Annotated in this window: 12 protein-coding genes; 9 read left to right on the top strand and 3 right to left on the bottom strand. The window is 71.4% G+C overall.

Annotated elements, in window-relative coordinates; translation table 11 throughout:
• The first annotated feature begins 37 nt into the window (after window positions 1–37).
• The 9 genes from AC1M14_RS11750 (at window position 38) to AC1M14_RS11710 (ending at window position 9,534) form a co-directional block, all read left to right on the top strand.
• Window positions 38–949: a LysR family transcriptional regulator gene (locus tag AC1M14_RS11750; RefSeq protein ID WP_102775970.1), complete on the top strand. Its 912-nt coding sequence runs from the start codon at window positions 38–40 to the stop codon at window positions 947–949.
• 107 nt (window positions 950–1,056) lie between these two features.
• Window positions 1,057–1,824 carry a DUF3348 domain-containing protein gene (locus AC1M14_RS11745; protein WP_479731646.1) on the top strand — a complete coding sequence of 256 codons (768 nt, stop codon included), beginning with the start codon at window positions 1,057–1,059 and terminating at the stop codon, window positions 1,822–1,824.
• A gap of 10 nt (window positions 1,825–1,834) precedes the next feature.
• Entirely contained in the window at window positions 1,835–5,131 is a 3,297-nt protein-coding gene (locus AC1M14_RS11740; protein ID WP_479731645.1) for a DUF802 domain-containing protein, read from the top strand.
• A complete protein-coding gene (locus AC1M14_RS11735; RefSeq protein WP_102775968.1) occupies window positions 5,128–5,778 on the top strand; it encodes an OmpA family protein in 651 nt (216 codons plus the stop codon). The genes AC1M14_RS11740 and AC1M14_RS11735 overlap by 4 nt, the downstream gene beginning before the upstream one ends.
• Entirely contained in the window at window positions 5,768–6,412 is a 645-nt protein-coding gene (locus AC1M14_RS11730; protein WP_102775967.1) for a DUF2894 domain-containing protein, read from the top strand. The genes AC1M14_RS11735 and AC1M14_RS11730 overlap by 11 nt, the downstream gene beginning before the upstream one ends.
• 74 nt (window positions 6,413–6,486) lie before the next feature.
• The gene (locus AC1M14_RS11725; protein WP_102775966.1) at window positions 6,487–6,732 is read left to right on the top strand and encodes a ParD-like family protein; all 246 of its coding nucleotides are present in this window, start codon (window positions 6,487–6,489) and stop codon (window positions 6,730–6,732) included.
• Entirely contained in the window at window positions 6,733–7,524 is a 792-nt protein-coding gene (gene map, locus AC1M14_RS11720; protein WP_209166869.1) for a type I methionyl aminopeptidase, read from the top strand.
• Between the two features lie 80 nt (window positions 7,525–7,604).
• Window positions 7,605–8,825, top strand: a complete 1,221-nt coding sequence (locus AC1M14_RS11715) for an MFS transporter (RefSeq protein WP_479731797.1) — start codon at window positions 7,605–7,607, stop codon at window positions 8,823–8,825.
• An 85-nt stretch (window positions 8,826–8,910) separates the two neighbouring features.
• Window positions 8,911–9,534 carry a glutathione S-transferase family protein gene (locus AC1M14_RS11710; protein WP_111824936.1) on the top strand — a complete coding sequence of 208 codons (624 nt, stop codon included), beginning with the start codon at window positions 8,911–8,913 and terminating at the stop codon, window positions 9,532–9,534.
• A gap of 4 nt (window positions 9,535–9,538) precedes the next feature.
• Here AC1M14_RS11710 and sodC read toward each other — a convergent pair whose 3' ends face one another.
• The 3 genes from sodC to AC1M14_RS11695 all read right to left on the bottom strand — a co-directional run bounded on the left by sodC (window position 9,539) and on the right by AC1M14_RS11695 (window position 12,495).
• Complete coding sequence (sodC, locus tag AC1M14_RS11705; RefSeq protein ID WP_209166868.1) at window positions 9,539–10,063, bottom strand: superoxide dismutase family protein; 525 nt, start codon at window positions 10,061–10,063, stop codon at window positions 9,539–9,541.
• A 138-nt stretch (window positions 10,064–10,201) separates the two neighbouring features.
• On the bottom strand, window positions 10,202–11,527 hold the full coding sequence (locus tag AC1M14_RS11700) for a DUF445 domain-containing protein (protein WP_479731644.1): 1,326 nt from the start codon (window positions 11,525–11,527) through the stop codon (window positions 10,202–10,204).
• Between the two features lie 38 nt (window positions 11,528–11,565).
• Window positions 11,566–12,495, bottom strand: a complete 930-nt coding sequence (locus tag AC1M14_RS11695; RefSeq protein ID WP_102775961.1) for a LysR family transcriptional regulator — start codon at window positions 12,493–12,495, stop codon at window positions 11,566–11,568.
• Between the last annotated feature and the right edge of the window lie 2 nt (window positions 12,496–12,497).

Here is a 12,497-nt window from a genome sequence, read left to right as displayed (position 1 = left end):
GCCAGGGCCGGCCGGCCCGCAAACAGGGAGATCCCAGATGAAACGCCTGCATGGCATGGAATTGTTCGCCGAAGTGGCGAAGGCGCACAGCTTCAGCCGCGCCGCCGCCGCGCTCGGCGTCCCCACCTCCACGGTGTCGCGCCACGTGGCCGAACTGGAGCGCTCGGTCGGGCTGCGCCTGCTCAACCGCAACACGCGGCGCGTGGAACTGACCGACGCGGGCCGCCTGTACTTCGAGCGCTGCCGCCGCATCGTGGCCGAAGCCGAACTGGCGCACGCCGAGCTGCGCGAGCATTTGGACACGCCCAGCGGGCCGCTGCGGGTGCAGTTGCCGGCGGCCCATGCGCTGGACGCGCTGATGCCAGCCATGGTGGCTTTCGGGCGCCGCTACCCGGACATCCGGCTGCAGTTGTCCGTGGCCGAGCGCGAAAGCGCCGAGCGCGCGCCCGATGCCGCCGACGTGTCGATCCGCCTGGGCGAGCTGCCCGACTCCACGCTGGTGGCGCGCCGCCTGGGCGCGGTGCAGGCCGGGCTGTATGCCTCGCCCGCCTATCTGACCGCGCGAGGCGCGCCGCGCGAACCCGAAGACCTGGAACGCCACGACTGCATCGGGTTGCGCCAGGGCGCCTGCCCGGCCGGCCCCTGGCGGCTGCGGCGCGGGACCGAGCGGCGCGACGTCCCGGCGTCCCTGCGCTATGGCGCCAACGACGCCTGCATGGCCAGGCAGCTGGCCCAGATGGGCGCAGGCATCGCGGCGCTGGGCGGCGGCGCCGACGGACTGGTGCGCGTGCTGCCGACCTGGAGCCTGGAACCGGTCGCCGTGCACGCCGTGACCGAGACCCGCCTGCTGCCGGCCAAGACCCGCCGCCTGATCGACTTCCTGGCAGAGTATCTGGACGCGCCCGCGGCCGCGCTGGCCGCCGAACCGCCGCTGGCCCGCGCGGCCTAGCGCGACATGCGCCGGGTGATACGACCCCGTTTACCCGGCCCCGCCCCCTTTCCGTCCGCAGCGCCGCCCGCCACCGTGTAAACTCCCCCCTTTTTGACTCTGGTGGTATGTTGCAGGCCCCCCAGCGCACCGGTTTAAGCGGCCCGACGCTCATTCGCTTGCTGACTCGCCTGACGGATGTCGATGTCGCGCAATCCAGGCAATCGCTCTCTGACCATCTGAGCCAATGGCTCGGCTGGACGGACGCGATCGCCCTTTCGGCGGCGCTCAACACCAGCCCGCCCGTGATCGCGCCGGGCGCGCGCATGTTCGGCAGCGCCGAGGAGCGCGAATGCGAGCGCGTGCGCGCCACCCTGGCCGACGCCATCGCCAGCGATACCGCGGCCACGGCCGCCAGGCGTCCCGCGCCGGGACAGGCGCCGGCAAAGAAGCTGGCGGCCCTGGCCGAAGCCGAGGCCGATTACGCGAATTTCCGCCAGCGCTATCTGTCGTTGCAGCACACGATGGAAACCGCCGTGGGCAACCTGCGCAGCCGGCTGCGCGGCATGGTCGCGGCCAGGAATGGCGAATGGACGCGCCTGGCGGTGGTCGACGCCATCATGGACCGCGCCCTGCTGCCCAAGGAGCGCGCCCTGCTGGGCGCCATCCCGAAACTGCTGCAAGGCCATTTCGAACGCCTGCGCCAGGCCGAGGCGCAGGCCCTGGCCGAAGCCGGCGACGACGGCGCCGAGGCGCCTGCGGCCGCGGCCGGCGCCTGGCTGGAGACGTTCCGCAAGGACATGCGCAGCGTCCTGCTCGCCGAACTGGATGTCCGTTTACAACCGGTCGAGGGGCTGCTTGCCGCCCTGCGCACCGGCCAGATCCGTACACACTAACCAGGACACTATGTCCCGATACCTGATCAATCTCGTTGTTTTCCTGGCCGGCCTGGCCGTTGCGGGCTGGATCGGCCTGGGCTATGCGGGCACCAACCCGCTGGCGCTGGCCGTGACCCTGCTCATCGGCGTCTGCTATCTCGCCGGCGCGTACGAACTGTGGCGCTACCAGCGGGCCACCTCGGCCCTGAGCCGCGCCCTCTCCGGGCTGGCCGAGGCGCCGGGCAACCTGGCCAGCTGGCTGGACCAGCTGCCCGCCAGCCTGCGCAACGCCGCGCGCCTGCGCATCGAGGGCGAGCGCGCCGGCCTGCCCGGGCCGGCGCTGACGCCGTACCTGGTGGGGCTGCTGGTGCTGCTGGGCATGCTGGGGACCTTCCTGGGCATGGTGGTGACGCTGCGCGGCACCGGCCTGGCGCTGGAAAGCGCCACGGACCTCGCCGCCATCCGCGCCTCGCTGGCCGCGCCGGTCAAGGGCCTGGGATTCGCGTTCGGCACCTCGATCGCCGGCGTGGCCACCTCGGCGATGCTGGGGCTGCTGGCCGCCCTGTGCCGGCGCGACCGCATCCGCGCCGCGCAGCTGCTCGACGCCAAGGCCGCCACCGCCCTGCGCGTGTATTCGCAAGGTTATCAGCGCGAAGAGTCCTTCAAGCTGCTGCAACGCCAGGCCGAAGTCATGCAGCGCCAGGCCGAGGCCATGCCCGCGCTGGTCGACAAGCTGCAGGCCATGATGGACGGCATGACGCGCCAGCACCAGGCGCTCAACGACCGCCAGCTGGCCAGCCAGGACGCCTTCCAGGGCAAGGCCGAGGCGGCCTACGCCCGCCTGGCGTCGGTCATGGAGCAATCGATGAAGGACGGCGTGGCGCACAGCGCCCGTTCGGCCGGCGAAGCCCTGCAGCCGGTGGTCGCGGCCACCATGGCCAGCCTGTCGCGCGAAACCGCCAACCTGCAGGACACCGTGGCCCAGGCCGTGCAGCGCCAGCTCGACGGCCTGACCGCCGGCCTGCAGGCCTCGACCGCCAACGTGGCCGAGATCTGGAACCAGGCCCTGGCCGGACAGCAGCGCGCCAGCGAAGCCCTGGCCCAGGACCTGCGCGCATCGCTGGACCGCTACGCCCAGACCTTCGAACAACGCTCGGCCGCGCTGCTGGATCAGGTCTCCGCGCGCCTGGAGGCCTCTTCCGGCGATATGTCGCAGGCCTGGAGCCAGGCGCTGGCGCGCCAGGAACAGGCCAGCGAAAAACTGGCCGGCGACAACCTGCAGGCGCTGACCGCGGCCGCCGCCAGCTTCGAGCAGCACTCGGCCTCGCTGCTGCGCACCCTGAACCAGTCGCATGGCGCGCTGCAATCCGAACTGGCCTCGCGCGACCAGCAGCGCCTGGCGGCCTGGACCGAGACGCTGGGCGCCATGGGCGCGACGCTGCGCCAGGAATGGCAGCAGGCCGGCGCCCTGGCCGCCGAGCGCCAGCAGGCCATCGCCGAGACGCTGGCGCAGACCGTGCGCGACGTCACCGCGCAGGCCGCCACCCAGGCCGGCCTGCTCGAAAGCGTGGCTGCGCGCATGGAAGCCGCCGCCAACGGCGTGTCGCAGCAATGGACCGATGCGCTGTCGCGCCAGGAAGCCGCCAGCGCACGCCTGGCCGGCGACAACCGCCAGGCCCTGGAAGCGGCCGCCGCCACGTTCGAGCAGCATTCCTCCTCGCTGCTGCGCACGCTGGAGCAATCGCACGCCGACCTGCAGGCCGCGCTGGCCGCGCGCGACCAGGAACGCCTGGCCGCGTGGAGCGGCGCCCTGGCCTCGATGACCGCGGCGCTCGGCCAGCAATGGGAAGCGGCCGGCGCGCAGACCGTGGCGCGCCAGCAGGAGATCACCGAATCGCTGGCCCGGACCGTGCACGACGCGTCCACCCAGGCGCAGGCCCAGGCCGCGCTGCTCGAAGGCGTGGCCGCGCGCATGGAGAGCGCCGCGCGCGGCGTCTCCGAACAATGGACCGGCGCGCTGGCGCAGCAGCAACAACGCAGCGAAAAGCTGGCCGGCGACAACCAGGCGGCGCTCGAAGCCGCGGCCGCCGCCTTCGAACGGCACGCCGCCGGCCTGCTGCGCACGCTGGACCAGTCTCAGACCGAACTGCAATCCGCGCTGGCCTCGCGCGACCAGGAACGCCTGGCCGCCTGGACCGGCACGCTGTCCACGCTGGCCGAGCGCCTCGGCCACGAATGGGAACAGGCCGGCACCCAGGCCGCGCTGCGCCAGCTGGAGATCGGCGACACGCTGACCCAGGCGTCGCGCGAACTGGCCGAACAGGCCCAGGCGCATTCCAGCCTGCTCGAAAACATCTGCACCCGCCTGGAGGCGGCGGCCCACGGCGTCACGCAGGCCTGGATCGACGCGCAGGCGCGCCAGGAACAGGTCGGCGCGCAGCTGGCCGGCAGCAACCAGCAGGCGCTGGAAAGCGCCACGGCCGCCTTCGGCCGGCAGGCCGAACAGCTGCTGCAGACCCTGCAGCGCTCGCACGCCGAACTGCAGGCCGCGCTGGCCGGCAGCGACGAAGCCCGCCTGGCCGCCTGGACCGGCAAGCTCGGCGAAATGGCCGACACGCTGCGCGACCAGTGGGAACAGGCCGGCGCCAGCACCGCCAGCCAACAGCAGCAGATCTGCGACACCCTGGCGCTGACCGCGCAGGACATCGCCTCGCAGACGCAGGCCCACGCCAGCGAGACCATCGCCGAGATCGGCCGCCTGGTGCAGGCCGCCTCCGAGGCGCCGCGCGCCGCCGCCGAGGTCATCGGCGAACTGCGCCAGAAGCTGTCCGACAGCATGGAGCGCGACAACGAGATGCTGGAAGAACGCAGCCGCCTGCTCGAAACCCTGGGCACGCTGCTGGACGCCGTCAACCACACGGCCGCCGAACAGCGCTCGGCGGTGGACGCGCTGGTGTCCTCCTCGGCCGGTCTGCTCGACCGGGTGGGCGCGCAGTTCACCGGCCTGGTCGAAAGCGAGGCCGGCAGGCTGGCCGACGTGGCCGCGCAGGTCACCAGCAGCGCCGTCGAGGTCGCCAGCCTGGGCGAATCCTTCGGCGCGGCGGTGCAGCTGTTCGGCGAATCCAACGACAAGCTGCTCACCCATCTGCAGCGCATCGAAGCGGCGCTGGACAAGTCCATCGCGCGCGGCGACGAACAGCTCGCCTATTACGTGGCGCAGGCCCGTGAGGTCGTGGACCTGAGCATGATGTCGCAGAAGCAGATCGTCGAGAACCTGCAGCAGCTGGCCAGCCAGCGCGCGGCGCCCGCGGCGGAAACGGCATGAACGAGGACATCGACGGCGGCGTGGAGCCGACGGTCCCGGCCTGGGCCGTCTTCGGCGACCTGATGTCGGTGCTGCTGGGCGCTTTCGTCCTGATCCTGGTCAGCGTCGTCGCGCTGCAATTGCAGCTGTCGACCCAGCTCGAAGAAGAGGTCAAGCAGCGCGAAGCCGAAACCCAGCGCCGCGAGACGCTGGAGCAGGCGCTGGCCGGCCCGCTGGCCGCCGGACGCGTGACCCTGATCGACGGGCGCATCGGCATCAGCGGCAGCGTGCTGTTCGCGCTGAACTCCGACCAGCTGCAGCCGGAAGGCCGCGAGGTGCTCAAGACCCTGATCGAGCCGCTGGCGGCCTACCTGAGGACCCACAACGAGATCCTGATGGTCAGCGGCTATACCGACGACCAGCAGGTGCGCGAAGGCAACCGCCGCTTCGCGGACAACTGGGACCTGTCGGCCCAGCGCGCGCTGACGGTCACGCGCGCGCTGATCGACGAAGGCGTGCCCTCCTCGTCCGTATTCGCGGCCGCCTTCGGCGCCGAGCAGCCGGTGGCCTCGAACGCCGACGAAGCCGGCCGGGCCAAGAACCGCCGGGTCGAGATCACGCCGGTTCCCCGCCCCTCCGGCAACGCGGAACAGCCTCATGGGCGCTGACGGCGCGCGCGCGGAAATGCTGGACGCGCAGGCCGTGCTGGACGGCTGGCGCGAAAGCGGCGCCGACCGCCACGCGCCGGCGCGCTTTCGCCTGATCGACGCGATGGCGCGGCGCGCCGCCGCGCATGACGGCGCGGCGCGCCAGCGCCTGGACGCCAGGCTGGCCGAACTGATCCTGGCCTACGCCGACGACCTGCAACGCGCCGCCGGCCGGGCCGAACCCGCGCCGCAGGCCGAGGCCGCCCCCGGCCCGCTGGCCCGGCTGGCCGACGCGCTGGCCGCCCCCGCGCCGGACGAACCCGCGGAATCGCTGCCGGCGCAGCTGCGCGCCTCCTATCCGGAACTGGCGGTGCTGGAGTACTTCCAGGGCGTCTGGTCCCGGGTCAGCGCCGACCGCCAGGTGCGGCAATCGCAGGAGCAGGTCCACAAGAACGCCGGCCCGCTCAATTCCAACCAGCTCGTGCACCGCGCGCTGTCGCTGATGCGCGAGCTGTCGCCCGGCTACCTGCAGCAGTTCCTGTCCTATACCGACGCGCTGATCTGGATGGAGCAGATGGCGGCCGCCACCGCGCCGCCGCCCAAGGAAGCGCCGCGCGCCGGCGCCAAGAAGAGCGCGCGCGGCAAGGCGCGCTAGCGGCCCGCGATTTGCGCGCGCCGCGTGCGCCGGAGTAAGATACGGTTCATATACGGTTTATATATGGATCACTTATGGGCATAGTCAAGATTTCCGAGCAGATGCACGAGAACCTGCGCGTGGCCAGCGGCGCGCTGAGCCGCTCCATCAACTCCCAGGCCGAGCACTGGATGCGCATCGGCATGCTGTCCGAGCTTTACCCCGAACTGCGCCACGCCGACATCTGCCAGATGCTGATCCGCATCGAGCAGGCCGAAGGTTTCGCCATCGCCGCGCTGTCCCAGGGCCGGCCGCAGGCGGCCCAGCAGGAGGCCGCGTAAATGGCGCGCAAAGTCTCCATCAAGTCCGCCGCCGACATCGAAATGGCCCGCAAGGCCGGCGCCCTGGCCGCCGAAGTGCTGCACATGATCGCCGAACACGTGCGTCCCGGCGTCACCACCGACGAGCTCGACCGCATCTGCCATGACTACATCGTCAACGTGCAGAAGGCGATCCCGGCCAACGTGGGATACCACGGTTTTCCCAAGACCATCTGCGCCTCGGCCAACCACGTGATCTGCCACGGGATTCCCTCGGCCAAGGTGCTGAAGAACGGCGACATCCTGAACATCGACGTGGCCGTCATCAAGGACGGCTGGTTCGGCGACACCAGCCGCATGTATTACGTGGGCCAGCCCAGCCCGCTGGCGCGCCGCCTGGTCGAAACGACCTACGAGGCCATGCGCGCCGGCATCATGGCGGTCAGGCCCGGCGCCACCCTGGGCGACGTGGGCCACGCGATCCAGACGGTGGCGCACCGCGAGCACTTCAGCATCGTGCGCGAGTACTGCGGCCACGGCATCGGCCAGATCTACCACGACGAACCGCAGGTGCTGCACTACGGCCGCCCGGGCGAGGGCCTGGTGCTGCAGCCCGGCATGATGTTCACCATCGAGCCCATGATCAACGCCGGCAAGCCCCAGACCAAGCAGCTGCCCGACGGCTGGACCGTGGTGACCAAGGACCGCTCCCTGTCGGCCCAGTGGGAACACATGGTGGTCGTGACCGAGACCGGCTATGAAGTGCTGACGCCCTGGCCGGACGGCTTCGGCGCCTATCCGCCCATACCCTGACCGGCGCGGCAAGAAACGGAGTGCCGGCGGGCCGGGGCGCGATCATGATCGTGCCCTCGCCGTTCCTGCGCCCCGCTTCCATGCCCGCCCTGCCCCGCGCCTTCCGCCGCCTGGCCGCCTCCAACCTGGCGGCCCAGTTCTCCGAACAGATGGCGCTGGCCGCCGCGCCCCTGGTGGCGGTGCTGGCGCTGGGCGCCAGCGCCGCGCAGACCGGCTATCTGCAGGCCGCCCAGACCCTGCCGTTCCTGCTGTTGTCGCTGCCGGCCGGCGTGCTGGCCGACCGCATGCCGCGCCGCACCCTGATGAGCGTGGCCGAGGCCGTGCGCGCGGCCAGCCTGCTGGGCCTGCTGGCGCTGTTGTGGACGAACCTGCTGAACCTGGGCTGGCTGGCCGCCCTGGGATTCGCGGGCGCGCTGGGCACCGTGGCCTACAACGTGGCCGCGCCCGCGCTGGTGCCGCGGCTGGTCGCGCAAGCCGAACTGGCCAGCGCCAACCGCTGGCTGGAACTGGCGCGCAGCGCGGCGTTTTCGGCCGGCCCCGCGGCCGGCGGCGCCCTGGTCGGCTGGATGGGCGCGCAGCCCGCCTACGCGCTGGCCGCGGCCTTGTCGCTACTGGCGGCGCTGCTGCTCGCCGGCCTGCCGCGCGAGACGCCCGCGCCCAGGCCCCGGCGGCGCATGCTGGCCGAGTTGCGCGAAGGCGCATCCTTCGTCGCCGCGCATCCGCTGCTGCGCCCGGTGCTGGTGACCGCCGTGTTCTTCAATACCGCCTGGTTCGTGCTGCAGGCCGTCTACGTGGCCTATGCCGTGGACCGGCTCGGCCTGTCGGCCGCGGCCGTCGGCGCGACGCTGGGCGTGTATGGCGGCGGCATGGTGGCCGGCGCGCTGCTGGCGCCGTGGCTGGCCCGGCGGCTGTCCTTCGGCGCCATGATCGGCGCGGGTCCCCTGGCCGCGCTGGCGGCCAGCCTCCTGCTGCTGGCCACGCTGGCGCATCCGTCGGGCGCCTGGGCGGCGGCCGGGCTGTTCCTGTTCGGCGCCGGCCCCATCCTGTGGACCATCACCACCACCACGCTGCGCCAGGCGGTCACGCCCAACGCCATGCTGGGCCGGGTCTCTTCGGTAATCCTCACCGCGACCTACGGCGCCCGCCCCGTCGGCGCGCTGATCGGCGCCGTGCTGGCCGCGCGGGTCGGAATCGAAGCCTGCCTGTGGGCGTCCACCGCCGGCTTCGCCGTGCAGTTCGCGGTGCTGTTCGGCTCGCCGGTGCGGCGGCTGCGCAGCCAGCCCGCAACTGTTGCGGGCTGATCGGCGCGCATCTGTATCTGGCGGCCGCGCCCGCCCGCCGCTAGACTGCCCCGTTCATACCAACGGAGCGCGCGGCGCGCACAGCATGCTGAAAATCCTCGGAAAGGCCTCATCCATCAACGTGCGCAAGGTGCTGTGGACCTGCGCCGAACTGCGGCTGCCTTTCGAGCGCGAAGACTGGGGTTCGGGGTTCAGGCCCACGGAAGAGCCCGGTTTCCTGGCGCTCAACCCCAACGCCATGGTGCCCGTGATCCAGGACGGCGACTTCGTGCTGTGGGAGTCCAACAGCATCATCCGCTACCTGGCTTCGCAATACGGCGGCCAGGCGCTGTATCCGGCCGAACCGAAGCTGCGCGCCCGCGTCGACCAGTGGCTGGACTGGCAGGCCAGCGATCTGAACCGTTCCTGGTCCTATGCCTTCATGGCGCTGGCGCGGCAATCGGCCGCGCACCGCGACGCCGCCGCGATCGAGGCCTCGTGCCAGGCCTGGTCGCGCTTCATGGGCATCCTAGACCAGCGCCTGCAACAGACCGGCGCCTATGTGTCGGGCGCGGCCTTCACGCTGGCCGACGTCGCCGTCGGCCTGTCGGTGAACCGGTGGTTCCTCACGCCCTTCGACAAGCCGCGGCTGCCGGCCGTCGAGGCCTATTACGACCGGCTGGCCGAGCGCGAAGGCTACCGCCAGCACGGCCGCAACGGCACGGTCTGAGCGCCTACTTCACCACGCCGCAGACCAGGCGTCCGCCCCCGCCGCCCAGCGGCTTGGGCGTGTCGCTGTAGTTGTCGCCGCCCACGTGCACCATCAGCGCGCGGCCCTTGACGTCGGCCAGCTTCAGGTGCGGCGCGACCACCGCTTTCTTGGCCGAGCCGTCGGCCGCGACCACGATGAACGGCAGGTCGCCCTGGTGCCCGTCGGTCGCCATCGGGCCCTTGTGGGCCTTGGTTCCCTTGGGGTCCAGGTGCCCGCCGGCCGCGCCGCCGGGCGCCATCTGGTCGTTCACCATGCCGGGCTCGCAAGACCCTTTCTCGTGCACGTGGAAGCCGTGTTCGCCGGGCGGCAGGCCCTTCAGGTTCGGCGTCAGCTCCAGCCCGCCCTTGGTGTCCTTGACCGTGATGGTGCCGGCGCTCTTGCCCACGCCGTCCGCGCTCAGGAAGGACATCGAAACGCTTTCCGCCGATGCCGCGCCGGCGGCGCCCGCCAGCGCAAGCGCCGAAACCAGCAACGATATTTTCTTCATGTGGTGCCTCCAGGAATCGCAGGCCAGGGCCGGCCGGTCGCCGCCCCATGCCGTCAAAAACAATAGCATTCACGCCGAGCCGCCCGCCAGCAATCTTCGTTCCTGATACAAACGGAGGGCGCGGGCCTGCCGCGCCTCTCACCAGACCGCCGACACCACCGCGTGCAGCGCCACGCCGATCAGCCCGCCGACCACGGTGCCATTGAAGCGAATGTATTGCAGGTCCTTGCCCACGCTCAGCTCCAGCTCGTCGACCAGGTGGCGCTCGTCCCAGTTCTTCACCGTGCGCGAAATATGCTCGGTGACGCCGCTGCGCAGCCGGCCGGTCAGGCGGCGCGCGCCGCCCAGCACGTGGCGGTTGACGGCCTCGCGCAGGCCGGGGTCTTCGCCCAGCTTGCGGGCCAGCGCCAGCAAGGCGTTTTCCAGGTGGCGCGCCAGCGCCGAATCCTCGTCGGACAGATCGCGCCGCAACGCCGCGTGGATGTCGTCCCACAGGCCTTGCACGTATTCCTGCACCTTGGGGTGGTCGATGGCGCGCTGCTTGAGCGCCTCGACCTGCGCGGCCAGCGCGGGATCGTCGCGCAGCCGGCGGATGTAGTTCAGCACCCAGGCCTCGTAGTCGCGGCGCACCGGATGCTCCGGCTGCGACAGCACGTCGCGCAGTTCTTCCACCAGCGCGCGCGCCAGCCGGTCGGCCAGGTTGTCGGCGATGCCCTCGACCGACTTGACCACGTCCACCGCGGCGATGATGCGCGGCCATTCCTTCCTGGCGAACTTGACCAGCAGGCCCGAGGCGCGGGCCTTCACCTCTTCTTCGCTCAGGTAGCCGCCCAGCCGTTCCAGCGCGGCGTCCAGCAGCTCCTGGTGGCGGCCGTCGCGCGTGAGCAGGCCCAGCACCTCGCCGGCCGTGTCGGCCGCGTCCCAGCGGCGCAAGGTCTTCACCGCGAATTCCTGGATCACGCCGCGCACCGCGCGGTCGTCCAGCAGGTCCAGCATCTGCAGCGCCACGTTGCGCGCGCCTTCACTCAGGGCGCGCGCCTGGCGCGGGCGGCCCAGCCAGTGGCTCAGGCGCGCGGCCGGGTCGAACACGCGCAGCTTTTCCATCAGCGCGTCGGGGTCCAGGAAGTGGTCGCGCACGAACACCGCCAGGTTGTCGCCGATGCGGTCCTTGTTGCTCGGGATGATGGCGGTATGCGGAATCGGCAGTCCCAGCGGGCGGCGAAACAGCGCGACCACCGCGAACCAGTCGGCCAGCGCGCCCACCGTGGCCGCCTCGCAGAAGGCGCGCACCCAGGCCCAGATCCCCTGCCCGCCCATCGCATGGCTGAGGACGAAGCCGCCCATCATGGCCGCAAGCAGCGCCAGCGCGCCGATCTTCATGCGCCGCAGCTGCGCGCGGCGCGCCTCGGACGCCAGGGCGGAACGGGTCGCGCGGGCGGCGCCGGACGTGGACGTGTCTGTCATGGAGTCTCCGGGATGTGGGGGGCCAGGGCCAGCAGGCGCTACCCGGCCGGGGCCAGCAGGCCCGGCATGCCTTCATGGCTGGCCTGGGCGCGCGCCAGTATGAATTCGATCATCATCGAGATGGCCCGCGGATGGTGCCGGTTCGGCATGTACAGCATATACATGGCGCGCCCGAAAATGCTGAGCCGCCACGGCGTCAGGGCGGGCAGCAGCTCGCCGGCGGCCAAGTCCCGGTGCACCACGTAATCCGGCACGATGCCCACTCCCAGCCCGGCGCGGATCGCGTCGCGCAGGAAAACGTAATTGCGCGAAACCACCGTGGGCTCCAGCACCACGTGCTGGCGCGGCAGGCCGCCGTAATAGGCCGACAGCCGCAACGGCCGGCCGATGACCGCGGCGCTGATGACCGGACAATTGGCCAGGTCCTCGGGACGCTGCGGCAGCCCGCGGGCGGCGGCATAGGCATGCGACGCGCAGGCCACGTAGCGGACCTGGCCCAGCTCGCGCGCCACCAGGTTCTGCGGCGGCTCGGACATGATGCGCACCGCGATGTCGACCTCGTCGCGCAGCAGGTCGTCTACGCTGTTCTCGAACAGCACGTCCAGCACGATGTCCGGATAGGCCTGCTTGAACTCCAGCAGCCAGGGCGTCATCACGAAACCGCCGTAGCCGCTGGGCACGCTCAGCCGCACCTTGCCCTGCGGCGTCTTGCCCAGGGTCTCGACCGACTCGCGGGCCGCGGTGATCTCATCCTGGATGTTGCGGCCGTGGCGATAGAGCTTGAGCCCGATCTCGGTGGGTTCGACCCGCCGCGTCGTGCGCCGCACCAGCTGCATGCCGACCGAGCGTTCCAGCTGGCTCAGGTGATAGCTGACGTTGGCGCGCGTCATCTTCAGCCGGCGCGCCGCCTCGCTCAGGTTGCCGGCATCCAGGATTTCCACCAGCAAGGTCAGGGATTTGGTGTCCATCC

It is taken from the genome of Achromobacter sp. SX5 (assembly GCF_056711425.1).
This window is presented reverse-complemented; position numbering and strand designations above follow the sequence as displayed.

Bases quoted from the DNA above. Each gene is read 5' to 3' on its own strand.
- AC1M14_RS11750 (WP_102775970.1), top strand. From the start codon at position 38: ATGAAACGCCTGCATGGCATGGAATTGTTCGCCGAAGTGGCGAAGGCG.
- AC1M14_RS11745 (WP_479731646.1), top strand. From the start codon at position 1,057: ATGTTGCAGGCCCCCCAGCGCACCGGTTTAAGCGGCCCGACGCTCATT.
- AC1M14_RS11740 (WP_479731645.1), top strand. From the start codon at position 1,835: ATGTCCCGATACCTGATCAATCTCGTTGTTTTCCTGGCCGGCCTGGCC.
- AC1M14_RS11735 (WP_102775968.1), top strand. From the start codon at position 5,128: ATGAACGAGGACATCGACGGCGGCGTGGAGCCGACGGTCCCGGCCTGG.
- AC1M14_RS11730 (WP_102775967.1), top strand. From the start codon at position 5,768: ATGGGCGCTGACGGCGCGCGCGCGGAAATGCTGGACGCGCAGGCCGTG.
- AC1M14_RS11725 (WP_102775966.1), top strand. From the start codon at position 6,487: ATGGGCATAGTCAAGATTTCCGAGCAGATGCACGAGAACCTGCGCGTG.
- map (WP_209166869.1), top strand. From the start codon at position 6,733: ATGGCGCGCAAAGTCTCCATCAAGTCCGCCGCCGACATCGAAATGGCC.
- AC1M14_RS11715 (WP_479731797.1), top strand. From the start codon at position 7,605: ATGCCCGCCCTGCCCCGCGCCTTCCGCCGCCTGGCCGCCTCCAACCTG.
- AC1M14_RS11710 (WP_111824936.1), top strand. From the start codon at position 8,911: ATGCTGAAAATCCTCGGAAAGGCCTCATCCATCAACGTGCGCAAGGTG.
- sodC (WP_209166868.1), bottom strand. From the start codon at position 10,063: ATGAAGAAAATATCGTTGCTGGTTTCGGCGCTTGCGCTGGCGGGCGCC.
- AC1M14_RS11700 (WP_479731644.1), bottom strand. From the start codon at position 11,527: ATGACAGACACGTCCACGTCCGGCGCCGCCCGCGCGACCCGTTCCGCC.
- AC1M14_RS11695 (WP_102775961.1), bottom strand. From the start codon at position 12,495: ATGGACACCAAATCCCTGACCTTGCTGGTGGAAATCCTGGATGCCGGC.